Here is a 21167-nt window from a genome sequence, read left to right as displayed (position 1 = left end):
GTCCGACTTTCGGGGGAACCGCGCCCGCCCCTAGCCTGTGGGGCGTGGAGGAGCGCGACGCAGCCCCCGAAGCGCCCCGGGTGCGCGGCGGCGGCGCGCCCGCCGCCGCGCCGCCCGGCCTCGCCCGGATCGGCGTGACCGTCGCGCACGACCCCGCGCCGCGCCCGGGGACGGTCCGCGCGATCACGTCCGCCGTCGAGGTCGCCGCCGCGTTCCTCGCCGTCGTCACGGGCGCCCTGGGCACGAAGGCCTGCGACGGCCGGGCCGGAGGCGCCGCCCTGTGCGCGCCGGACCGCGCCGTCGACGACGCGTACCTGGCGCTGCTGGCCGCCGCGGGCCTGACGACGCTCGCGGGCGCGACGGTCGCCGCCGTCCGGCCCGTGCGGCGGCGGGCGCACCGGCTGGCGGTCCTCGCCCTGCTGACCGGCGCGCTGGCCTGCTGGGCGCTCTGAGCGCGCCGCCCGCGACGCGCGCCGCCGTCCCGCGCCGGGACGCCGTCCACGCCGCGTGGCGCCGGGCCGGGCCGCAGGGACGGGCACAATAGACTCCGCACGATGTTCGACCGGATCGACCACATCGGCATCGCCGTCGACGACCTCGAGGGCCAGATCGCCCACTACCGCGACGTCCTCGGGCTGCCCCTCGTCCACCGCGAGACGGTGGAGTCGCAGGGCGTCGAGGCCGTCCTCTTCGACGTCGGCGAGAACCACGTCGAGCTGATCGCGCCGCTCGGCCCCGACACCGGCGTCGCCAAGTTCCTGGCGAAGAACGGCCCGGGGCTGCACCACGTCGCCTACCAGACGACCGACATCGTCGCGGCCCTCGCGACGCTGAAGGAGCGCGGCGTGCAGCTCATCGACGAGGAGCCGCGCGTCGGCATCCGCGACAGCCGCGTGGCGTTCCTGCACCCGAAGTCCACCGGCAAGGTGCTCACCGAGCTCACCCAGCCGGCGCACCACTGACCCACCCACGAGTCCCTGGAGACCCCGTGTCCGACGACAAGCAGCTCCGCGTCAGCATCGGCCTCGACAGCGCCCCGCCGCTGGCCGTCCGCCTCACCTCCGCGCAGCTCGACACGCTGCGCGAGGCCCTGAAGACCGGGGGCTGGACCAACCTGGTCGCCGAGGACGCCGAGGTGCAGCTCAACCTCGACAAGGTCGTCTTCGTCCGCGTGGACAAGGACGAGCCGCGGGTGGGCTTCGGCCTGTAGCCCCCGCCGGGCGCCGCGCGGTGGCCGGTCGGCCGCCGCGCGGAGCCGGGTCCTCAGCGCAGCGTGCAGCGCGGGCCGGCGTCCGCCAGGCAGCGCGTGAGCTCGCCGCGGGCGTAGCGCGCGGCGTTCGACCGCTCCCGCTCCACGACGCGGCGGTCCGTCTGCGACAGGCAGCCGTCGTACGCGTCGAGCGTCCGCGCGGAGTAGATGCAGTACCGCGTGACGACGTTCAGGTCCTGCTGCGCGTCCCCGGTCGTCCGGTCGGGCGGGCCCGAGCCGAGCGAGTTCAGGACGACCACGAAGACGACGAGCATCGGGATCAGCCCGAAGAGCAGGAGCAGCAGCAGGCGGCTCTGCGAGCGCTGCTGCGCCCGCGGCGCGCGCGGACGGTCCGGGCGGTTGCGCAGGTGCTCGGGCAGGGGCGGCTCGCGGTCCGCGCCCTCCGGCGTGTCCGGGATGCGGTCGCTCACCGCGCCGTCCCCGCGTCGGGGCTGGGCAGGAAGACCTCCACGGGGCCGAGCGGCCGGGCGGTGACGTCGCCCAGGTCGAGCACCTCGCCGTCGACGTTCCAGTGCAGGTCGGGCTCGACCTCCACGCGGATCTCGCGGCCCTGGAACGTGGGCACGCCGGCGCCGTCGCCCTTCGGCCGCATCGTCCACACCCGGCGCAGCAGCTGGGTGCGGCTGCCGGCCTCGACGACGAAGACCTCCAGCTCGGGCGTCGCCAGGTCCGAGATCGGCAGCTGCACGACGCCGCCGAACGATCCCGACGCCGCGATCAGCGCCTGCCAGACCCGCCCGGCGTAGACCTCGTCGCCGTCCACCGTGATCCGCGTGTGGACCTCGCGGCCCTTCACCGTCGCGATGCCCGCCCCGATCCCGTACGCGACGGGGCCCAGGAGCGACTTGAGCGGCGCCGCCTCGCGCGCCGCGTTGACCGCCAGGCCGATCGACGCGACGTTGACGAACGGGTGGCCGTCGAGCGTCGCGCCCCAGACCGGGCGGTGCGGCGCGTCCGGGTCGGCGGCCAGGCGCACGGCCTCGTCCCACGCGGCGGGCACCCCGACGGCGCGGGCGAAGTCGTTGGCGGTGCCGGCCGGCAGCACGGCCAGCGGCGTGCCGTGCTCGGCGCAGGCGGCGAAGACGCAGCCCATCGAGCCGTCGCCGCCGGCCACGACGACGCGGTCCGCGCCGGACGCCGCGGCTGCGTCCGCCTCGTCGAGCGTGTAGGTGTCGACGTCGTGCCCGAGCGTGCGGAAGCGGGCCGCGAGCTCCTCGGGGCTGCGGCGGGCCCCCGACTTGGGGTTGACGGCCAGGGCCAGCTTCACCCGGCACATGTTGCCCGACGGCGGGGCGGACGGCGCTGGGGCGTCCACCGACGCCCCGCCCGCGGGCCGCGCGCCCCGCCGCCGCGCGGGCCGGTCGACCGGTCAGTCGCCGCCGGGCGCCGGCCCGGACGGCGCCGCGCACGGCACCCGCTTCTTCGACACCCCGTACCAGCGACGCAGCAGCTCGCAGACGATCGGGGCGCCCGCGTCGGCGCCGGCGCCGCCGTCCTCCACGGTCGCCGCGATCACGATCGGCCGGCGACGGTCCTCGACCATGCCGACGAACCACGACTGCTCGGGGCACGAGCGGCCGGAGCTGCGGCTGCAGCGCTCGGCGGTGCCGGTCTTGCCCAGCACGGGGTGCTCGGCCTGCGGCCAGCCGGCGAAGACGCGGGTCGCGGTGCCGCCCGGCTCGGACGTCGCGCCGTGCAGGCCCTGCTTGATCGCGCGCTTGAACTCGGCGGGCAGCTGCACGCGCCGCGGCGGGTTGCGGCCGTTGAACGACTCCTCCAGCACGCCCTCGGCGTTCTCGATCTGCTCGGCGACGTGGGGCACCGGCACGTGCAGGTCCTCCCGCAGCTGGCCGCCCGGATCGAAGAAGCCGCCGTACGCCGTCGCGAGCTGCAGCGGCGTGATCTGCACGTCGCCCTGGCCGATCGACGCGTTGACCTCGTCGCCGCGGGTGAACGGCGCGCCGATCTGGGCGACGAGCCCGCAGCTGGGCGTCTTGCGCTGCTTGCGGCACTCCTGCTCCTCGCGGTCGCGGCCGCGGCGCCACGCCTCGTCGGGGATCACGCCCGGCGCCTCGCCCGGCAGGTCGATGCCGGTGCGGCGCCCGAAGCCGAGCAGCCGCGCCCAGCGCTGCAGCGGCTGGTTCTCCTTCGGATACAGGTCCCAGCCGAGCTGGTAGAAGAACGTGTCCGACGACACCGTCAGCGCCTTCGTGACGTTCGTCGCGCCGAAGATCGCGTGCCCGGCGTTGCAGGCCTCCAGGCCGGGGCGGACGAAGCACGCGCCGTCGCCCTGCGCGGTGTTCACCCCGATCGTCCCCGACGCCAGGCCGGCCGTGGCGGTCGCGAGCTTGAACGTCGACGCCGCGGGGTACGCCGCGGTGATCGCCCGGTTCGTCAGCGGGCCGCCGTTGCGGGCGCTCGTCAGCCGCTTGTAGCGCTGGGTCGTGATGCCCTCGAGCACCCCGGGGTTCAGCGACGGGTACGAGCCCATGGCCCGGATGCCGCCGTCGGACGGGTCGATCGCGACGAACGCCCCGCCCGCGCGCTTCTGCGTCTTCGCGTCGATCCGCGTGCCGATGCGCCGCCGCAGCGCCTCCTGGCCCGCGCGGCTCAGGCCCGAGTCCAGCGTCAGCCGCAGCCGGTCGCCGGGCACGGGCGGCACCTCGGTGACCTCGCCCGTCGGCTGGCCCTGCGCGTCGACCTGGATCCGCCGCTCGCCGTCGCGGCCGCGCAGGTAGCTGTCGTACTCGTACTCCAGGCCGTCCTGGCCGATCCGCTGCCCCTGCTCCAGCCCCCGGTACTTCGGGTCCTTCAGCTGCTCGGGGGTGATCTGGCTGACCGAGCCGTAGATCTGCGCCGCGATCTGGCCGCCGGGGTAGCGGCGCGCGTACTCCTTCGTCACCGTCACGCCGGGGAAGCGGCCGGGCCGCTCGAGCAGGTAGTTGCGGACCGCGGCCGTGACGCCCCGCGCCTTCAGGGGGACGCCGGCGTACGGCAGCCGCACGACGCTCGAGACGACGCGCTCGTACAGCCGGCTGGCGCGCACGTGCAGGACCGGCGCGACGTCGCGCAGCACCCGCCGCAGCTCGGGGCTCGCGTCGCGGGTCAGCGTCAGGTCGCGCGGCCGGTCGGCGCGCAGCCGTCGGGCGGCGGTGGCGTCGGCGGTCGTGCGCCGCGCCGCGATCCGCGCCTGCGTGGCCCGGCGGCGGCGCGCCCGGTCGCGGACGGCCGCGGCGCGCGCCAGGCGGTCGGCGAGGGCGTCGACGTCGGCGTCGTGCTTCCCGCGGCGCTGGCCCCAGTCCCGGATGGCGTTGACGTCCTCCTCGGGGATCGCGTCCGCGGCCAGCGTCACGACGGTCGCGATGCGGTTCTCGACGAGCGCCCGTCCGCTCCCCCGGTAGTCGTGGTCGACGATCGTGCCGCGGGGGGCGGCGATCCGCACGACGCGCTCGCGGTTGGCCTGCGCCTTCGCCAGGTACTGGTCGTTCTGCAGCACCTGCAGGAACCACAGCCGCAGGAAGAGGACGGCGAAGACGCCGAAGGCCACCAGCCCGAACGCCGTGATGCGCAGCGCCAGCTGCGGAGCGGGCGTCCGCCGCGCCAGGCGAGGGTCGCGAGCCATGTGGGGACCTCCGTTCCGGGGACTCCGCCCCCGGGAGCGGGACGGCACACACCTTCGGCAGGCTAGCGCCGGAGGACGGCGTCCGCGACGGGTGCAGGCCGCCGTGCGGGCACGGACGGACGCGCGTTCGACCGGCGCCGGTCGCGGGCTCGGCGGCCGGCGCGGCGCGCACCCCGCGCGCCGCCTACCCTCAAGGGGTGCCGTTCACCCCGGACCCCCGCCTGCTGCCCGAGGCGCTCCAGGCCCGCCGCAACCTCATCCGGCGCGCCCGCCACAGCCCCGCGGGGCGCACGGCGGCGCGCATCGACCTGGCCGGCATGCGCCTGGTCCGGTCGACGGCGCGGTCGCGCCGCGCCACGCGCGCGGTGGTCGTGTTCTCCCGCACCGGCGAGCACGGCGCGCTCTGGCTGGGCCTGGGCGCCGTCGGGGCCGCCGTCGACCGCCGTCGCCGCGGCGACTGGCTGACCGGCCTGGCGGCCGTCGGCGCCGCGTACGTGGCGAACACGTCGCTGAAGACCGTCGCCCGGCGGCCGCGGCCGCAGCTCCGGGACCTGCCGCCGCTCGTGCGCACGCCCACGCAGCTGAGCTTCCCCAGCTCGCACGCCGCGTCGTCGTTCGCCGCCGCGGCCGCCTTCCGGCACGTGCTGCCCACGAAGCCGCTCTACGCGACCGCCACCGCGATGGCGCTCTCGCGCGTGCACCTGGGCGTGCACTACCCCACCGACATCGCCGTCGGCGCCACGCTCGGCACCGTCGTCGCCGGCGGCGTCCTGGGCGTGCGCCGCGGCATCACCGCCCGGCGCACCCGCCGCGCGGCCGCCACCGCGCGCCGGGCCGCCGAGGACGTCGTCGCCCCCACCCCGACCGAAGGACCCGCCGCATGAAGATCGGCATCGTCGGCATGCCCAACGCGGGCAAGTCGTCCCTGTTCAACGCGCTGACGAAGTCGGGGGCGGAGGCCGCGAACTACCCGTTCACCACGATCGAGCCGAACGTCGCGGTCGTCCCCGTCGAGGACGAGCGGCTGGTGCGGATCGCGGAGCAGATGGGCGCGTCGGAGATCGTCTTCGACCACATCGACTTCCACGACATCGCGGGCCTCGTCGCCGGCGCCCACAAGGGCGAGGGCCTGGGCAACAAGTTCTTGGCGAACATCCGCGAGACGGACGCGATCGTCCACGTCGTCCGCGCGCACGAGGACGCCAACATCGTCCATCCCGAGGGCTCGGTGAACCCCATCCGGGACATCGAGACCATCGAGACCGAGCTGCTGATGGCCGACCTGGAGCAGGCCGAGCGGCGCCGCGAGCGGGTGCAGAAGCAGGCCCGCGGCGGCGACGCCGAGGCGAAGGCGGAGCTGGCCTGGCTCGACGAGCTGATCCCCGCGCTGAACGAGGGCACGCCCGCGCGCCTGGTGCCCGTGCCGGAGGACCACCCCAACGTCGTCCGCACCCTGTCGCCGCTCACCGCCAAGCCGGTCCTGTTCGTCGCCAACGTCGACGAGAACGACGCCTCGGGCGAGGTGCCTGCCGCCGTCGCCGAGCACGCCGCCGCGATGGGCGCCGTCGCCGTCGCCGTCTCGTCGCGCCTGGAGTCCGAGCTCATCGAGATGGACGACGAGGAGGCCGCCGCGATGCGCGAGGACATGGGCTTCGCTGAGTCCGGCCTGCAGCGGATCGCCCGCGGCGCGTTCGAGCTGCTCGACCTGATCACGTTCTTCACCGTCGGCTCGGGCGTCCGCGGCCAGTCCTGGCACCTGAAGCGCGGCCTGACCGTCTGGCACGCCGCCGGCCAGATCCACACGGACATCCAGCAGGGCTTCGTCCGCGCCGACGTCGTCGGCTGGCAGGAGCTGCTCGACGCGGGCGGCTACTCCCAGGCGCGCGACAAGGGCACGCTCCGCACCGAGGGCCGCGACTACGTGATGCAGGACGGCGACGTCATCACGGTCAAGCACACGAACTAGGGCGGCGGGCAGAGGGGGCCGCCACGGACCCACCCCCACCCACCCCGGCGACGTCATCACGGTCAAGCACACGAACTAGGGCGGCGGGCAGAGGGGGCCGCCACGGACCCACCCCCACCGAGGCGCTAGCCGCCCCGAAGCCGCACAGGGTCGACGTCGTCCTCGTGACACGCGCCCGACTGGGTCTGGAACGTCCCGCCCAAGGGCGCCGAGATGTTCCACGGGCACAGGACGAGGCCGCCGGAGGGGGCCGGAAGCGAGCGTACGCCAGCGAGATTGAATCGATCTGCCGGGAGGGCCTGCGACGGCCCCACCGTGCCGGCTGAGTCGATCCAGGCGCCACGGATCGGCTGCGCGCGGTCGCCCGGAGCTGCGGAGCGCCAGACCCCCAGGAGGGGGCCGGTCTCGGGGCCCACGAGCTTCACCAAGACGTCGTCCCCGCGCGCCGTCAGCTGCGCGGCCGAGACCGTCCGCAGCCCGGCGACCGTCGGCGCGCTCTTCGCGTTCAGGGGAAACCGGCCGGCGTCTTCCGTGGTGCGCTCGAACCAGAGCAGCACCCAGCGACCACCGACGTTCCGCGCGATGGCGGTGTCGCCGCGGGCGACGATCGGCCCCCGCAGGCGGCGACCGTCCCGGGCGGGCGAGATGCGCACCTGCTCGTCGTCGTCGTTCCACGAGATCCAGTCGCGGCCGTCGGGCGTGTGGGTCAGGCGGGCGAAGCCCGCGTTCCAGACGTCGTCCGTCGGACCGTGCGCGACGAGCCGCCTGCGGCTCGCGATCGCCCACCGGGCGCCCCAGCGGATCCCGGCCTTCACCACGGCACGGTCGCGGGTGGCATCCGTGCTGACCCACACCCGCCACGGCGTCACGGTGTTCTCCGACGTCCGCCGGCCCGCGCGCCGGCTGACCAGCGCCTTCACGGGCCGCGAGCACCGCCCCGCCGAGCACCACGACGTGTACGTGCGCCACCACCACCGGTGCGGCACCTTGGACGGCGTCACCTCCGTCCACGCGAGCACGGTGCCCTGGGGCCGCCCCGCCGTCGCGCTCACCGTGGCGGACGTCCAGGCGTCGACGTGCACGCCCGGCCGGCGCAGCTGCGCCGCCGCCGCGCCGCGCCCCACCACGAACGTCGCGGCGTCGGCCGGCGACGCTGCGACGAGCGCAGCGGCCACGGTGGGGAGCACGACGAGCCGGAGGAGCGAGCGCCGACGCGTGCCCGGCAGCTCCACCGCCGCCGCTACCGGCCGGCCGCCCGGGGGAGCGCCGCGATCGCCGCTCGGTCGATCGTGCCGCGGTGCCCGCAGGAGGCGGCACGTCGCGGCGCCCCGGCGCAGCGCCGCGGCGAGGCCGGTGCGGACGGCGGACGGCCGACGGGCCGTCCGGGTTCTGGGGTCCATGGCTGCTTCCGGTCGGGACGGACGGGGCGCGCGGCGACACGCACCGCGCGTCGACACGATAGACCGGGCGCTGGCGCCGGCCAAGCGGTCGGCGGCTCGGTGCGCCGGCTCCCGCCGCCCCGCCGCCCCTCAGGCCGCGTCCGTCGCCGGGACCGGCGCCGCCGCCCGGCCGGGCCGCGGCAGGACGAGCGCCACCGCGGCCGCGGCCACGGCGAACGCCGCGAGGACCCACCACGCCCGGGCGTAGGCGTCCTCGAGCGCCGCCGGGCCCGCGGGCGAGCCGACGACGGCGACGAAGACCGCGACGCCCAGCGCCAGCCCGACCTGGCGCAGCATGTTCGTCACGCCCGAGCCGGTCGCGAACGCGGCCGGCGGCAGGGCGGCGGCCGCGGCGCCCATCAGCGTCGGCAGCGTCAGGCCCACGCCGACCCCCGTCAGCAGCATCCCCGGCAGCACGCCCGACGCGTAGTTCGGCGTGACGCTCGCCGACAGCGCCCACCACGCCAGGCCGGCGGCGAAGACGAGGGCGCCCGCGGCGCCGACCCGCCCGGCGCCGACGCGCGGGATCAGCCGCCCGGCCACGGTCGCGAGCACGGGCACGAGCAGCGGCCCCGGCGCGACGGCCAGGCCCGTGCGCAGCGCCGACCAGCCCCACACCTCCTGCTCCCACAGGACGATCGACAGCAGCATCGCGCCGAACCCGACCGAGAACAGGCTCAGCGCGCCGCTGGCGCCGACGAAGGCCCGCACGCGCAGCAGCGCCGGGTCGACGAGCGGGTCGGCGCTGCGGCGCAGGGCCACGGCGAAGGCGACGAGCGCGAGCAGGGCGCCGCCGAGCACGCCCAGGGTCTGCGCCGATCCCCAGCCCCAGCGCTCGCCCTCGACGAGCCCCAGGGTGAGCAGGCCGATGCCGACGGTCACGAGCGTCGCCTCGCCGACGTTCGGGCGCGCGACCGGGTGCCCCGGCACGTCGGGCAGCGCGCGCAGCCCGACCACGATGGCCGCCAGGCCGATCGGCACGTTGACGAGGAAGACCCAGCGCCAGTCGGCCGCGACGAGGACGCCGCCGACGACCGGGCCCAGCGCGGCGGCCAGGCCGCCCACCGCCGTCCACGTGCGAACGCTGCCCTGCCGCCGCTCGGGCGGCGCGGTCGCGAGCACCAGACCCAGCGACGCCGGGATCAGCAGCGCCGCGCCCGCCGCCTGGACCACCCGGAACGCCACGAGCGCCCCGAGGCCCGGGGCCGCGCCGCACGCCGCCGACGCGAGGGTGAAGACGGCGACGCCCGCCAGGAACGCCCGCCGGCGGTCCCAGCGCTCCGCCGCGCGCCCGAAGACGACGAGCAGCGCCGCGAAGACGATGGCGTAGGCGTTCAGCACCCAGGACAGCGCGCTCAGGTCGCCCTCGCCGTAGTCCGCGCCGATGTCGGGCAGGGCGACGTTGACGATGAACAGGTCCAGGCTCGACAGGACCACCGCGGCGCAGACGATCGCCAGCACGCGGCCGGGCGGGGTGGACGCGCGGGCCGCGGCCGGCACGCGTAGCTGACTGAAGGTCGACATAGCCAGGCACCGTACCAGGGCTGACTCATCTTGTCGTGAGCTAGCATCGGGGCATGGACGCGACGATCACCATGAGCGGTCCGCTCGAGCCCCGCGACGGCTGGTCGGCCGACCCCTGCACCATCGCCGCCGCGCTCGAGACGCTCGGCAAGCGCTCGACGCTCCTGCTGCTGCGCGAGGCCTTCTACGGCGCCACCCGCTTCGAGGAGTTCGTGCGGCGCGTCGGCCTGAGCGAGCCGAGCGTCGCCGCGCGCCTGCGCGAGCTCGTGGCCGCCGGGCTGCTCGCACACGTCGACTACCGCGACCCGGGGCAGCGCACGCGGCGCGGCTACCGGCTGACGGAGAAGGGCGCCGACGCCTTCCCGGTCCTGGCCGCGCTCATGCGCTGGGGGGACCGCTGGGCGACGGAGGACGGCCGCGGGCCGGTCGCCTTCCGTCACGAGGGCTGCGGCGCGCCCGTCGGCGTGGCGGTGCGCTGCGCCGACGGGCACGACGTCGGCCCGGGCGAGCTGGAGCTGACGGTCGCGCCCCGCCGCTGAGGCGCGCTCAGGGCTTCGGGTCGGGCTGCGCCTGCCGCGGCGTGCCGACCAGCCCTTCGAGACGCCGGGTCGTCCCGTCCGTGGCGTACAGGGTGACGCTCCCCCCGCGCGGGACCCGCACCACGACGACGCCGTAGCGGGACGGGTGCAGGGGCACGACCGCCCCGGACCGCCGCTGCAGCGTCGGGGCGGGGACGCCCTGCGGGATCGCGGCGACCAGCAGCTGCCCCAGCATCCCCGAGATGCCGACGCGGTCGAACTCGTCGGCGCGCACGCACGTGACGCCGCGCGACGCCTTCGGGTCCGGCGCCGCCGCGTCGGGAACCGACAGGCACCAGCCCCGATCGCCGCCGACCAGGTACGCGTCGCCGCCCGGGACCGGGACGGCCCGGGCGCGGTCCAGCCGGGCGCCGGCGCCGAGCACGGTGCGCACGCTCATCCCGCGCTCCAGCGCGCGGGTCGCGTCGACGATCGGGGCCTCGAGGATGCGCGGCCGGCCGTACGCCGGCTCGGTGTCCCCGCCCAGGCCGGGGACGACGACCCCGGCCGTCCCCGCGACGACGGCCACGGCGAAGCCCAGCGCCAGACGACGGCGGGCCGGACGCCCCCACCCGCGTGCGCGCCCCGAGCGGCGCGCGACGGACGCCCGCGCCGCCGGCGTCGCGGCGGGCGCCACGTCAGGCGCCGCGGCGTCCGCGGCGGACGCGGTCGGCGCGGCGGCCAGGCCGCGGAGCTGGGTCTCGAGCGCCTCGACGAAGTCCGGCATCGTGCCGGCGTGACGGGTCATCGGTTCTTTCCCATCTGCGTACGGAGGCGGGCGAGCCCCCGGCTGACCTGCTTGCGCACCGACTGCTCCGACAGCCCCAGGTCGCGGGCGATGTCGGCGTAGCTGCGGTCGGCGACGACCCGCTCGTGCACCAGACGGCGCTGCTGCTCGGGCAGGTCCGCCAGGTAGTCGCGCGCGGCCTCGTCGGCCAGCAGCCGGGCGTACCCGTCGCGGTCGCGGCGGGTCAGCGCGATCGTGCGGGCCAGGGCCTCGGTGCGGTGGCGGTCCCCCTGGGCCTGCCGGTGCCCGTCGATCAGCTTGCGGGCCGCGATGCCGAGCAGCCACAGCCGCGCGTCGTCGTGGTGCGCGCTGTAGGCGTGCCGCTGCCGGAGCGCCGCGACGAACGTCTCGGACGCGACGTCCGCCGCGTGATCCGCGTCGGCGCCGCGGGCCGCCGCGAAGCGCAGCACCGCGTCGACGTGCCGGCGGTAGAAGACGGCGAACGTCTCGGCCGGGTCCTCCCGGTCGTGGAGGAGCTCCTCGTCGCTCCGTGGGTCCCTCGGGGGCACGTACGGATATCGGCCGGGCGGCCCGCGTTGTGACCGCCCGCGCCGAAACCGGACGATCAGGCCCCGCCGGCCGCCCGTCGCTCGTACGCCGCGCGGGCCGCGGGGTCGGCGCCGATCAGCGTCTCGTCCGCGCCGATCAGCCGGCCGATCAGGTCCTGCCCGCGGCGCGGCAGCGCACCCGAGATCCCGGCGATCGGGCCCGCGACGGCGGGGACGGGCACGTCGAACCGGGGCCGGCGGAGCGCCGCGACGATCGCGGCGGCCACGTCCTCGGCCGTCGCCGGCGTCACCCCCCGCGTCGGCCGCAGACCGGCGGCGAGCTCGGTCTGCACGACCGCGGGCATGACGCACGAGACGTCGACGGGGATCCCCGCCCAGCGCAGCTCGGCGCGGATCGCCTCGGAGAACCCGACGACGAAGTGCTTCGTGCCGCAGTACGTCGCCGCGCCGGGGAAGCCGGAGCGGCCCGCCATCGACGCGACGGTGACGAGGTGGCCGGCGCGGCGGTCGGCGAACCGCGGCAGGACGGCGCGCACGCCGTTGACCACCCCCTCGACGTTGACCGCCAGCTGACGGGCGGTGCTCTCGGGCGTCTCGTCGAGGAACGCGCCGAGCGGCATGATCCCGGCGTTGGCGTCGAAGACGTCGAGCGGGCCCAGGTCGGCCTCCGCGCCCGCCACGAACGCCTCGACGGAGGCGGGATCCGTGACGTCGAGCGCGTAGGCGCGCACCCGGGCGCCGCGCCCGGCCAGCTCGTCGGCCGTGCGGCGGGCGAGCGCCTCGTCGACGTCGCCGATCGCGACGGCCATCCCCTCGCGGGCGAAGGCGGCGGCCGTGGCGGCCCCGATCCCCCGTGCTCCGCCGGTGATGGCGGCGACCCGGCCCGCGAGCGCGCGGGAGCGACCGCGCGGGCTCATGCCGCCACCTCGGCCCGGCGCACCGTGCAGGGCAGGCCGTCGACCGGTCCCAGCGTCGGCGTCGTCGTGATCCGCAGCCCCGGGACGGGCGCCACCTCGAACCGGTACCGCTGGAGCAGGACGGCCGCGAGCGCGCGCAGCTCGAGCTCGCCGAAGCGCTTGCCCAGGCAGATCCGGGAGCCCGCGCCGAACGGCACGTACGCGCCCTTCGGCCGGGCGGCGACGGCGGCGGGCAGGAAGCGGTCGGGCCGGAACTCGAGCGGGTCCTCCCACAGGTCCGGCAGGTGGTGCGTCGCCCACGAGCTGTAGTGCACGCCGATCCCGGCGGGCAGGTCGTGGCCGGCGATCGTGACGTCGCGCACCGTGCGGCGCGGGCCGATCCACGCCGGCGGGTAGCGGCGCAGCGTCTCCTGCAGCGTGCGCTCCAGCACGGGCAGGCGCGTGCCGTCCAGGTCCGCGGGCTCCGGCGGGCGGCCGTCCAGGACGTCCGCGAGCTCGGCGACCACCGCCGCGCGCGCCGCGCCGTTCCGACCGAGCTCGTAGAGGAGGAAGGTCAGCGTCGCGGTCGTGGTGTCGTGCCCGGCGAAGAGCAGCGTCACCACCTGGTCGCGCACCGCCCGGAGGGGGAGCGGGTCGCCGTCGGCGGTCCGCGCCTCCAGCAGCATCCCCAGCACGCCGTCGCCGGCCTCGCCGGCCGCGCGGCGCTCCGCGAGCTCGTCGCGGAGCAGGGCGTCCAGCGCGGCGCGCGCCCGCTGCGAGCGCGCGTAGGGCGTGCCGGGCCCGCGCAGCGTCTGCACGGCGAAGGGCCGGCCGTAGAAGTGCAGCGCCCGGGCGAACGCGTCGGCGATGTGCGCCTCGCGCCCCTCCCCCGCCCGCAGGCCGAGCAGCGCGCGCATGGCGATCCGCAGCGCGACCTCGCGCGTCCAGCCGTACACGTCCACGCGCTCGCCCACCCGCAGCCGGTCCGCGGCGCGGACGGCCTCCTCGACGACGATGCCCGCGGACGCGGCGACGCGGCGGTGGTGGAAGGCGGGCAGCATCAGGCGCCGCAGGTCGCGGTGGTAGTCGCCGTCGATGTTCAGCATCCCGTCGCCGAGCAGCGGCGCCAGGTCGCGGAAGCGGCCCTCGCGCCACGAGAACGCGTCGGCCTGGCCGACGAGCACCTGGTGCGTCGCCTCGGCCCCCAGGACCCACACGATCGGCTCGTGGAGCATCCGGATGGTGAAGACCGGGCCGTGCCGCTCGTAGTGCTCGAGCAGGATCCCCAGCGGGTCGGCGAGCCCGCGCCAGGTGTTGCGGGCGCTCGGGGCCAGGCTGCCCGGGGGCAGCGCGGCGCGACGACGCCGGACGCGCGCCTCGCGGCGCAGGTCGCCGACGATGGCGTGTGCGACGCGCGTCTCGATGGGCGGGGGCGGCGGGGCGGCGACGGTCGGCGGGGCGGCGGTCGCGGGGGCGGGCGGCATGCGGATCCTCGGGGCGGTTCGTGACAGGGGGCCCTGTCAGCTGGCGCGACCCTCGCACCTGACAGGGCGCCCTGTCAAGATTCGGCCGGTGAGCGGCGCGGCGACCAGCGGGCGGACCTTCCGGGGCATGACGGCGGAGCAGCGGCGCGCCGCCCGCCGCGACGCGCTCGTCGACGCGGCGCTCGACCTGATCGCCGAGGAGGGCTGGAGCCGCGCGACGATGACGGCGATCTGCGCCCGGGCCGGCCTGACCGAGCGGTACTTCTACGAGAGCTTCCGCAACCGCGACGCGCTCTTCCTCGACCTCGTCCAGGGGACGGTGGACCGCATCGAGGCCGCGGTGGGCGCCGCGGCCGCCGACCGCGCCGCCACCCCCGACGCCCGTGCGCGCTCGGTCGTCGACGCCGTGCTGCGCACCCTGCTCGACGACCCGCGGCTGGGGCGCGTGGTCCTGCTCGAGGGCATCGAGCAGCCCGAGGTCCACCGTGCGCGCCGCGCGGCGCTCGAGCGCTTCGAGCACCTGCTGCAGGAGCACGCGAGGGACCTCTTCGGGCCGGGGGCGCGCACGGGCGCGCCGGCCGCCCTCGCCGCCGCGTCGCTCGTCGGGGCCACGCTCGAGCTGCTGACCCGGCGGCTCGACGGCACCCTGCCGGTCGACGACGACGCCCTCGCCGCGCACCTGGTCGGCCTCGCCGCGGCCTGGGCGGCGCCGCCGGCCTGAGCCCCGCCGGCGGCGCGGCGACGGCCCGGCCGCCGGCCCGCGTCGTGTGTCCAGTCGCACGCACCGGCGGGGCGTTGCGGCAAACTACCGTCAGTAGGGTCGGTGGCAGCCATGCCCACGCCCTCGCGAGGTCGCCGCGCGGCCCTGCTGCTGCATCCGGTCCGGATGCGCATCGCCCGGTCGCTGACCGGTGGGCGCGAGCTGTCGACGCCGCAGCTGACCGCCGCGATGGCCGACGTGCCGCGCTCGACGCTGTACCACCACATCGGCGTGCTGCTGCGCAGCGGCGTCGTCGAGGTCACCGCCGAGGACCCGGCGCGGGGCACCCCGGCGCGCACGTACGCGCTGACCACGGACGGCGACGGGCTGCTGGCCGGCGCCTCCGCCGACGGGGACGACGACGGCTTCGCCGAGGCGTTCCTGGCCGCGGCGCTCGATCGGGTCGACGACGGCGCCGGCGCGGCGGACGTGGCCGACGCCCGGGCCCGCAACCGGCAGGTGGCGCTCGAGCTCGACGACCGCGAGCTCGAGCAGCTGCTCGCCCGCCTGTCCGCCGCGGTGGCCCCCGCCGCGGACAACGCGCCCCGCCCCGGCCGGCGCCGCTGGGTGCTGACGACGACGGCGGTCCCGACCGACCCGGCGTCGGCCCCGGGCGGTGGCAGCCCGCGGTCCGGCGACTGAGCCCGCGCCGGGCGGCGCCCCGGCGGACGACCTCGCGGCCAAGGCGGGGACCGCGGCCAGCGCGCACACACGCTGACGCGCCGGCCACGGTCCCCCGACCCACCCCCTCCAGGGCAGGCGATGCACGTCCCAGGGAGAGCCGGGACGGGGTGACCGTACAAGCGCGGTGGCGGGCCCGCGAGAGGGCGGATCGTCCATTCCGCGGGCCGGACGGCTCGACGAACCTCCGCGTCACGAAACGGGGCGCTCGTCCGATGCGGCGCCCGCGTCCCGCCCCTCCGGGCTACCAGCCGCCCGCGCCGGGCGGGGGCTCCGCGGCGGCGCGCCGGGCGAGCGCGGCGACGACCCATCGGCACACGGGGCCGTAGGTCGCCCGCAGGGCGAGCTCGAGCGGCCGGGGGGCCGACAGGTCGAGGCCGACCACGCTGTGCCCGCCGTCGAGCGGGTCCACGCGATGACGCACCGTCAGCAGGCCGGCGCGCCACGTCCACGACCGGCCGGGGTCGACCGCCGTCACCCGCACCGGCACGGGCGCCAGGCCGAACAGCAGGACGGCGCCCCAGGCCCCGGCGCGGACCTCGCGCTCGCCCAGGCCCCACGCGCCGCGGACGTGCGGCGCCCACTCCTCCCAGCGCGCCGGGCAGGCCAGCAGCGGCCAGACGACGGCGGGTGCCGCCGCGCAGCGAGCCTCGTAGCGGAGCACCCGGCCGAGGCTACTCCGGCGCGGTCGCCGGATCGACGACGGCGCGGTCGCCGCCCGCCGCCTTCGCGCGGTACAGCGCCGCGTCGGCGCGGGCGATCGCGTCCGTCGCCGTCTCGCCCGCGACGATCGGCGTGGCGCCGACGCTCGCCGTGACGGCGTGGGTGGTCGCCACGCGGGCCAGGCCGCGGCGCAGGGCCAGACGCAGCCCCTCGGCGTGGCCGGCGAGTGTGCTCGTCGTGCCGGCGGGGACCAGCATCGCGAACTCGTCGCCGCCCTGCCGGGCGCAGAAGGCGCCGGGCACGAGCGCGACCTCGTGCACGATCGCGCCGACGGCCTGCAGCACGCGGTCGCCGACCAGGTGCCCGTCCGTGTCGTTGACGTCCTTGAAGCGGTCCAGGTCGAAGAGCAGCAGCGCGGTGCCGGGCGTGCCGACGGCCTCGTCCAGGCGCGCGCGCAGCTGGCGGACGTTCGGCAGGCCCGTGAGCTCGTCGTGGTGCGCGAGCTGGTCCAGGCGCTGCTCGGCGAGCTTGCGCGCGGTCACGTCGATGTGCGCGACGAGCGCCCCGCGACCCTCCGCGTACTCGAGCGGGGTCAGGTGCAGCTCGAACCACCGCATCGCCCGCGGCGTGTGGCAGGGGTACTCGAGGACGAAGTGCGCCCGGTCCCCCTCGAGGACCTCGCGCAGCGCCGCGGCCGTCGCGGCGGCGTCCTCGCTGCTGTGCGCCGACGCCCGGCACACGTGCAGGTAGTTCACGCCGACGAAGTCGGTGCCCTCGGGCGCGCCGTTCTCGGCGGCGAAGCCCATCCACGCCGCGTTCGTCCGCAGGATGGTGCCGTCGTGGTCCACGACGGCCAGCTGCATCGGCAGCGCGTCGATCACCGCCTGCGGCAGGTCCGGCGCGCTCGACAGGAGGGCGGTCAGCGGCATGCGGTCGCCCGGGCGGGCGTGAGGGGGGACACATGCACCAGGCAGATGGTACGCCCCGCCCCGTTCGGCCCCGGCGGACCGTGGCCGAACGGCCGGTCCCGCCCCCGGACGGATGTCGAATCGGGTGCCGGAACGTTCCTGCCGACGATGGCGGGGCGCTCAGCGACGGGCCGCGACGGCCGGCGTGGCGACGCCGCCGGCCCGCAGCCGCCACGTGCCGCCGCGCGGGACGGTCACCGCGAAGCCGCCGTCGCCGTCCAGCCGCACGCGGCGCACGGTCCGCCAGCCGGAGGCCCGGCGCTCCTGCACGTCGGCGGTCGCCGCCGGCGCCGGGCGCAGGGCGCCGACGAGCCGGCAGCCGTCCGCCGGGGCGGCCGAGGCGCGGCGCGCCCGGTCGAGCGCCGCGGCGACGTCGCGCGCCCCGCGCTCCGCCAGCGCGAGCGCCCCGGCGGCGGGATCGTCCGCCGCCACGTCGGCCGCCGACGGCGCCGCGGTCGCGGGCGTCGGGCCGGGGGTGGCCCGGCGGCAGGCCGAGATCGAGACGACGACGACGGCGGACGGCCGGTCGGGCAGGTCGAACGCGGTCTGCAGCGTGCCGCCGTCGACGGTGCGCCGCCCCGCCGTCCCGGTCACGCGCGCCCGGACGATCCGCGGCGAGTCGCCGCGCCGCAGCACCTGCACCGCCCGGATCCGGCCGACGCCGTCCAGCCGCGCCGACGCCGAGGCGAGCGAGAAGGTGCGCGTCCAGCGGTGCAGCGGCGCGTCCGCCTCGTACGGGTCCGGCACGCTGCGCAGCCACGACCGCGGGGTCGGGTCGGGGAAGACGTTGCGCGCGTCCTCCGTCCGGCCGCCGCTCGTCGAGAAGAAGTAGGTGATGACGGGCTTGCGGTCGATGGTGACGACCTGCCCGCGGGTGGCCCGCACCGCGCGGTCGCCGGCGGCCGTCTCGCCCGCGATGCCGGCGTAGACCTGCGAGCGCACGTCCGGCCACTGGTCGAAGGAGCGGCCGCCGACGGCGTTCGTCACGGCGTACGTGCGCGCGGCGATCGCCTGCGCCTGCAGCGCGGCCGCCGGCCAGTCGGCCGGGGACTCCTTCGTCACCACCCCGCGCAGGTAGTCCTCGAGGTCCAGGTCGTTCACCACGACCACGCCGGCGCCGTCGGGCAGCACGTCGACGCGACCGCGGAAGGCGCCGTCGACGACCCCGTCCGCCGCACCGCCGGCCACGCGCACCGTCCCGGCGGCCGGCCGCACCTGCACGCCGCCCTTCGCCGTCCCGACCGGGCGGGAGCCGTCCGCCGGCAGCACCCGCACCCCGCTGCCGTGGCGGACGATCCGGTACGCGCGCGCGGGGTCGACGCGGGCGCCGCCGATCGTCGCGGCGCCGGAGACGGTCGTCGCGTCCCGCCCCCACTGCAGCGCCACCCGCACCCGGCGGCCGTCGCGGAGCCGCGAGATCGAGGTGCCCGTGTAGTAGTGCGCGAGGATCTCGCGGGCCGACGCGCCGTGGGCCGCCATCCCGCGGGCGCCGTACTGGCTCATGCCGACGCCGTGGCCGAAGCCCCCGCCCCGGACGACCACGCGCTCCGTGGCGCCCGCCGGCGCCACCGACGCGGCGAGGACGGTCGCCGTCAGCGTCCCAAGCAGCGCGGCGCGCCGACGGCGCGGTGCTGACGGGGGGACGGACACGGACCGACCGTAGCGCCGTCCCGGCGCGGCCGCGTCAGTCGCCGTCCGGGCCGGCGTCGCCCGGCCCGCCGCCGTTCCGCTCGGGGCCGTCCCCCTCGGGGTCGGCCGCCGGCGCGGGTCGGCCGCCGTCGTCGTCCGCCGCGGCGAACAGCTCGGTCGCGCTGCCGACCGGCACGGGCCCGGCGGTCCCCAGGCCGGGGGCGTCGCGCAGCGCGATGTCCACCGGGCCCGGCACCGCCGGCAGATCGGTCGGGAACCACGTGCGCCACTCGCGCACGCAGATGAGCAGCCCGGACTCGTCGCCGACGGCCGCGAAGCCCGTGTCGGGGTCGCCGAACCACAGCTCCTCGCCGAGCGTCGCCAGGCGATCGACGAGCTGCCGGACGTCGGGCGTCGTGATCCCGACCTCGCTGATGCCGCGCACGAGGGCCGCCCCGCGTGCCGCCGGGTCGGCCGGGCTCCACGGCCGGCGGTGGCGGGCGATCAGCTCGACGACGTGGCCGGCCGGCGAGACCGTGTAGACGCTGTGCGCGGACCAGGCGGGGAAGTCGACGATCGTCTCGCCGTCCTCGAGCGGGACGAGCGGCGAGGCCGCCGCGAGCCACTCCGACGCCTCGACGAGCCGGTCCTCGGCCACCTCGAGCGCCACGTGGTGCGACGGGCGCTGCCCGGGGGCGTGGCCGCGGCCGGTGTCCGTCGCGGGCGCGAAGGCCACGACCCCGTCGCCCACGCGGACGGCGAACCCGCCCTCGGGCGCGCCGGGCGCCGCGGGCAGCCCGAGGCGCCCCGTCCACCAGGCCCGCTCGTCCTCGATCGCCGCCGTGGTCAGCGTCACGCGGCGGATGCGGGGTGGAGCGACGGACGACGGGGGCGTGGGCACGTCTCCACGGTAGTCGTCCCGTCCCCGCGGCGAACCGCCGGAGCGCGGCGCGGCCTCGTCGCCGGTCGCCGCCGGCCCCGGTGCGCCGCCGGGCACGGGCGCACGATCCGGGGCCCGTCGTCTCGGATACGGTCCGCGCCGGAGCGGCCCGACGGACGTCCCCCGGGCGGACCGCTTCTCCCGCAACCGACGAAGGATCCCCCGCACATGGGCCTGAAGGACTGGCTGACGACCAAGGCGATGGCGCGCGCCCCCGACCACCGCGCGATCGTGCAGGAGCGCCTCGGCGCCGACGACCCCGTCGAGGGGCACACGTTCGGCTTCCCGGTCGCGTACAAGCGCGCCGGCGGCGGCGTGGGCACCGGCAAGGCGCTCACCCTCGCCACGAAGGCGCTCGAGAACAAGTACAAGCAGGGCCGCCACATCGGCGGCGACGAGGGCACGATCGCGCGCTCGATGGCGCTCGACTCGCAGGGCCAGACGATGCTCGTCGTCGCGGCCCGCACGTTCTCCGGCTGGACCTTCGGCGTGATGAACACCGACCCGGAGCCCGAGGAGGCGTGGCGCGTCCCGCGCGAGCAGCTGCGCTCGATCGAGCGGACCGGCAAGACGCGCCAGGGCGGCACGATCGAGATCCGCATCAGCTTCGCGGACGACTCCTTCATCGACTGGCAGGTCTCGGACCACGACGCGATGACGGTCGGCTTCTGGGAGGCCGCCGAGCGCCTGGACGGCAGCCCCGCCACCTGAGGCCGAGGGGCGGGGCGCGGGGCGTCCCGCCGTGGGGCCGCTAGGGTCCCGCCGCGTGCCGCGCCCCCGCGACCCCGCCGGCGGCCCGCCCGCCGGCCCCACCCCGGCGTCCGGGCCCGGCCGCCCGCCGGCCCGCCGCCGCGGCGTCCGCGCGGTGCCGGCCCGCGTCAGGGCCATCCGCACGCGCGCCGAGCGGTGGGTCGAGCGGCGCCACCCGCGCCTCTACGACGCCCGCCACGCGGCGTCCGGCCTCGGCCGGCTGCTCGGGCCGCTCGTCGGCCCCGTCCTCTTCGCGCTCGTCGTCGTGCCGGTCGTCGCGCTGCTGGCGGGCCTCGTGGCCCTGCTCGGCACGCTCGGGATCACGCTCCCGTCGGTGTCGCTGCCGGACGTCGACCTGCCGGCGATCCATCCGCCCGACTGGCTGCGGGCCGTCGGTCGGGTGCTGGGCGCGATCTTCGACGTCGCGGTCCAGGTCGCCCGACCGGTGGCGGTCGGCGCGGCGGTCCTCTACGGGGTGCTGCGCACGCGCGAGGCGTGGCGGGCCCGGCGCCGGGCCGAGGCGGTCGGCCAGACCGAGCTGCGCCGACGGCTGCTGGTGGCGCTCGCCGCGTCGTTCGCCCTGCTGCGAGCCGAGCCGCGGACGGGCCCGAGCGTGTTCGACGCCGTGCCGGACATCGCCCTGCCGTAGGGCCGCGGCGTCGCCGCGCTCTTGACCGGCCGGCGGTGCGCCGCGAGGGTGC

The 21167-nt window shown here is 77.5% G+C and carries 23 protein-coding genes; 10 read left to right on the top strand and 13 right to left on the bottom strand.

Going from position 1 to position 21167, the window contains the following annotated elements:
• The first annotated feature begins 44 nt into the window (after positions 1-44).
• The 3 genes from J3P29_RS20580 (at position 45) to J3P29_RS02220 (ending at position 1210) form a co-directional block, all read left to right on the top strand.
• On the top strand, positions 45-452 hold the full coding sequence (locus tag J3P29_RS20580; protein ID WP_210491389.1) for a hypothetical protein: 408 nt from the start codon (positions 45-47) through the stop codon (positions 450-452).
• A gap of 102 nt (positions 453-554) precedes the next feature.
• The gene (mce, locus tag J3P29_RS02225) at positions 555-962 is read left to right on the top strand and encodes a methylmalonyl-CoA epimerase (protein ID WP_210491388.1); all 408 of its coding nucleotides are present in this window, start codon (positions 555-557) and stop codon (positions 960-962) included.
• Positions 963-988: 26 nt separating this feature from the next.
• Positions 989-1210 carry a hypothetical protein gene (locus J3P29_RS02220; protein WP_210491387.1) on the top strand — a complete coding sequence of 74 codons (222 nt, stop codon included), beginning with the start codon at positions 989-991 and terminating at the stop codon, positions 1208-1210.
• Between the two features lie 53 nt (positions 1211-1263).
• On the opposite strand, the gene J3P29_RS02215 is transcribed toward J3P29_RS02220, so the two are convergent.
• The 3 genes from J3P29_RS02215 to J3P29_RS02205 all read right to left on the bottom strand — a co-directional run bounded on the left by J3P29_RS02215 (position 1264) and on the right by J3P29_RS02205 (position 4892).
• Positions 1264-1680, bottom strand: coding sequence for a hypothetical protein (locus J3P29_RS02215; RefSeq protein WP_210491386.1), 417 nt, complete (start codon positions 1678-1680; stop codon positions 1264-1266).
• A complete protein-coding gene (locus J3P29_RS02210) occupies positions 1677-2537 on the bottom strand; it encodes a diacylglycerol kinase family protein (protein WP_210491384.1) in 861 nt (286 codons plus the stop codon). The genes J3P29_RS02215 and J3P29_RS02210 overlap by 4 nt, the downstream gene beginning before the upstream one ends.
• A 102-nt stretch (positions 2538-2639) precedes the next feature.
• Positions 2640-4892 carry a penicillin-binding transpeptidase domain-containing protein gene (locus J3P29_RS02205; RefSeq protein ID WP_210491383.1) on the bottom strand — a complete coding sequence of 751 codons (2253 nt, stop codon included), beginning with the start codon at positions 4890-4892 and terminating at the stop codon, positions 2640-2642.
• A gap of 197 nt (positions 4893-5089) precedes the next feature.
• Here J3P29_RS02205 and J3P29_RS02200 point away from each other — a divergent pair, with 197 nt between their 5' ends.
• Together J3P29_RS02200 and ychF are read left to right on the top strand one after the other, a co-directional pair.
• A complete protein-coding gene (locus tag J3P29_RS02200; protein WP_210491382.1) occupies positions 5090-5776 on the top strand; it encodes a phosphatase PAP2 family protein in 687 nt (228 codons plus the stop codon).
• Positions 5773-6858: a redox-regulated ATPase YchF gene (gene ychF, locus J3P29_RS02195; RefSeq protein ID WP_210491381.1), complete on the top strand. Its 1086-nt coding sequence runs from the start codon at positions 5773-5775 to the stop codon at positions 6856-6858. The genes J3P29_RS02200 and ychF overlap by 4 nt, the downstream gene beginning before the upstream one ends.
• A gap of 125 nt (positions 6859-6983) precedes the next feature.
• On the opposite strand, the gene J3P29_RS02190 is transcribed toward ychF, so the two are convergent.
• Entirely contained in the window at positions 6984-8090 is a 1107-nt protein-coding gene (locus J3P29_RS02190) for a hypothetical protein (RefSeq protein WP_210491380.1), read from the bottom strand.
• A 297-nt stretch (positions 8091-8387) separates the two neighbouring features.
• Positions 8388-9821 carry an MFS transporter gene (locus J3P29_RS02185; RefSeq protein WP_210491379.1) on the bottom strand — a complete coding sequence of 478 codons (1434 nt, stop codon included), beginning with the start codon at positions 9819-9821 and terminating at the stop codon, positions 8388-8390.
• 53 nt (positions 9822-9874) lie between these two features.
• Between J3P29_RS02185 and J3P29_RS02180 the strand changes: the two genes are divergently transcribed.
• Complete coding sequence (locus J3P29_RS02180; RefSeq protein ID WP_210491377.1) at positions 9875-10360, top strand: helix-turn-helix domain-containing protein; 486 nt, start codon at positions 9875-9877, stop codon at positions 10358-10360.
• 7 nt (positions 10361-10367) lie between these two features.
• On the opposite strand, the gene J3P29_RS02175 is transcribed toward J3P29_RS02180, so the two are convergent.
• From J3P29_RS02175 to J3P29_RS02160, 4 genes are read right to left on the bottom strand one after another with little or no spacing between them, the layout of a single operon-like run.
• Complete coding sequence (locus J3P29_RS02175) at positions 10368-11147, bottom strand: hypothetical protein (protein WP_210491376.1); 780 nt, start codon at positions 11145-11147, stop codon at positions 10368-10370.
• A complete protein-coding gene (locus J3P29_RS02170; protein ID WP_210491375.1) occupies positions 11144-11695 on the bottom strand; it encodes a sigma-70 family RNA polymerase sigma factor in 552 nt (183 codons plus the stop codon). Before J3P29_RS02170 ends, J3P29_RS02175 begins: the two co-directional genes overlap by 4 nt.
• A gap of 56 nt (positions 11696-11751) precedes the next feature.
• A complete protein-coding gene (locus J3P29_RS02165; protein WP_210491374.1) occupies positions 11752-12612 on the bottom strand; it encodes an SDR family NAD(P)-dependent oxidoreductase in 861 nt (286 codons plus the stop codon).
• A complete protein-coding gene (locus tag J3P29_RS02160) occupies positions 12609-14075 on the bottom strand; it encodes a cytochrome P450 (RefSeq protein WP_210491373.1) in 1467 nt (488 codons plus the stop codon). The genes J3P29_RS02165 and J3P29_RS02160 overlap by 4 nt, the downstream gene beginning before the upstream one ends.
• Positions 14076-14202: 127 nt before the next feature.
• Between J3P29_RS02160 and J3P29_RS02155 the strand changes: the two genes are divergently transcribed.
• Both J3P29_RS02155 and J3P29_RS02150 read left to right on the top strand, forming a co-directional pair.
• Positions 14203-14796 (top strand): TetR/AcrR family transcriptional regulator, encoded by a 594-nt coding sequence (locus J3P29_RS02155; RefSeq protein ID WP_210491371.1) that lies wholly within the window; start codon positions 14203-14205, stop codon positions 14794-14796.
• Between the two features lie 111 nt (positions 14797-14907).
• Entirely contained in the window at positions 14908-15477 is a 570-nt protein-coding gene (locus tag J3P29_RS02150) for a helix-turn-helix domain-containing protein (protein ID WP_210491370.1), read from the top strand.
• A 283-nt stretch (positions 15478-15760) separates the two neighbouring features.
• On the opposite strand, the gene J3P29_RS02145 is transcribed toward J3P29_RS02150, so the two are convergent.
• The 4 genes from J3P29_RS02145 to J3P29_RS02130 form a co-directional block, all read right to left on the bottom strand.
• Positions 15761-16180 carry an SRPBCC family protein gene (locus J3P29_RS02145; RefSeq protein ID WP_210491369.1) on the bottom strand — a complete coding sequence of 140 codons (420 nt, stop codon included), beginning with the start codon at positions 16178-16180 and terminating at the stop codon, positions 15761-15763.
• 10 nt (positions 16181-16190) lie between these two features.
• Positions 16191-17108 (bottom strand): GGDEF domain-containing protein, encoded by a 918-nt coding sequence (locus J3P29_RS02140; protein WP_210491368.1) that lies wholly within the window; start codon positions 17106-17108, stop codon positions 16191-16193.
• Positions 17109-17267: 159 nt separating this feature from the next.
• Positions 17268-18797: a SpoIID/LytB domain-containing protein gene (locus tag J3P29_RS02135; protein WP_210491367.1), complete on the bottom strand. Its 1530-nt coding sequence runs from the start codon at positions 18795-18797 to the stop codon at positions 17268-17270.
• Positions 18798-18831: 34 nt separating this feature from the next.
• Entirely contained in the window at positions 18832-19677 is an 846-nt protein-coding gene (locus J3P29_RS02130) for a hypothetical protein (protein WP_210491365.1), read from the bottom strand.
• Between the two features lie 207 nt (positions 19678-19884).
• On the opposite strand from J3P29_RS02130, the gene J3P29_RS02125 reads away from it, so the two are divergent.
• Both J3P29_RS02125 and J3P29_RS02120 read left to right on the top strand, forming a co-directional pair.
• Complete coding sequence (locus tag J3P29_RS02125; protein ID WP_210491364.1) at positions 19885-20427, top strand: hypothetical protein; 543 nt, start codon at positions 19885-19887, stop codon at positions 20425-20427.
• 55 nt (positions 20428-20482) lie between these two features.
• The gene (locus J3P29_RS02120) at positions 20483-21115 is read left to right on the top strand and encodes a hypothetical protein (RefSeq protein WP_210491363.1); all 633 of its coding nucleotides are present in this window, start codon (positions 20483-20485) and stop codon (positions 21113-21115) included.
• Positions 21116-21167 lie beyond the last annotated feature (52 nt).

Source organism: Patulibacter sp. SYSU D01012, assembly GCF_017916475.1.
In the GTDB taxonomy this organism is placed as follows: domain Bacteria; phylum Actinomycetota; class Thermoleophilia; order Solirubrobacterales; family Solirubrobacteraceae; genus Patulibacter.
This window is presented reverse-complemented; position numbering and strand designations above follow the sequence as displayed.

Coding starts and splice junctions, on each gene's coding strand:
- J3P29_RS02160 (WP_210491373.1), bottom strand. CDS start 14,075: ATGCCGCCCGCCCCCGCGACCGCCGCCCCGCCGACCGTCGCCGCCCCG.
- mce (WP_210491388.1), top strand. CDS start 555: ATGTTCGACCGGATCGACCACATCGGCATCGCCGTCGACGACCTCGAG.
- ychF (WP_210491381.1), top strand. CDS start 5,773: ATGAAGATCGGCATCGTCGGCATGCCCAACGCGGGCAAGTCGTCCCTG.
- J3P29_RS02125 (WP_210491364.1), top strand. CDS start 19,885: ATGGGCCTGAAGGACTGGCTGACGACCAAGGCGATGGCGCGCGCCCCC.
- J3P29_RS02155 (WP_210491371.1), top strand. CDS start 14,203: ATGACGGCGGAGCAGCGGCGCGCCGCCCGCCGCGACGCGCTCGTCGAC.
- J3P29_RS02185 (WP_210491379.1), bottom strand. CDS start 9,821: ATGTCGACCTTCAGTCAGCTACGCGTGCCGGCCGCGGCCCGCGCGTCC.
- J3P29_RS02175 (WP_210491376.1), bottom strand. CDS start 11,147: ATGACCCGTCACGCCGGCACGATGCCGGACTTCGTCGAGGCGCTCGAG.
- J3P29_RS02150 (WP_210491370.1), top strand. CDS start 14,908: ATGCCCACGCCCTCGCGAGGTCGCCGCGCGGCCCTGCTGCTGCATCCG.
- J3P29_RS02165 (WP_210491374.1), bottom strand. CDS start 12,612: ATGAGCCCGCGCGGTCGCTCCCGCGCGCTCGCGGGCCGGGTCGCCGCC.
- J3P29_RS02140 (WP_210491368.1), bottom strand. CDS start 17,108: ATGCCGCTGACCGCCCTCCTGTCGAGCGCGCCGGACCTGCCGCAGGCG.
- J3P29_RS02205 (WP_210491383.1), bottom strand. CDS start 4,892: ATGGCTCGCGACCCTCGCCTGGCGCGGCGGACGCCCGCTCCGCAGCTG.
- J3P29_RS02180 (WP_210491377.1), top strand. CDS start 9,875: ATGGACGCGACGATCACCATGAGCGGTCCGCTCGAGCCCCGCGACGGC.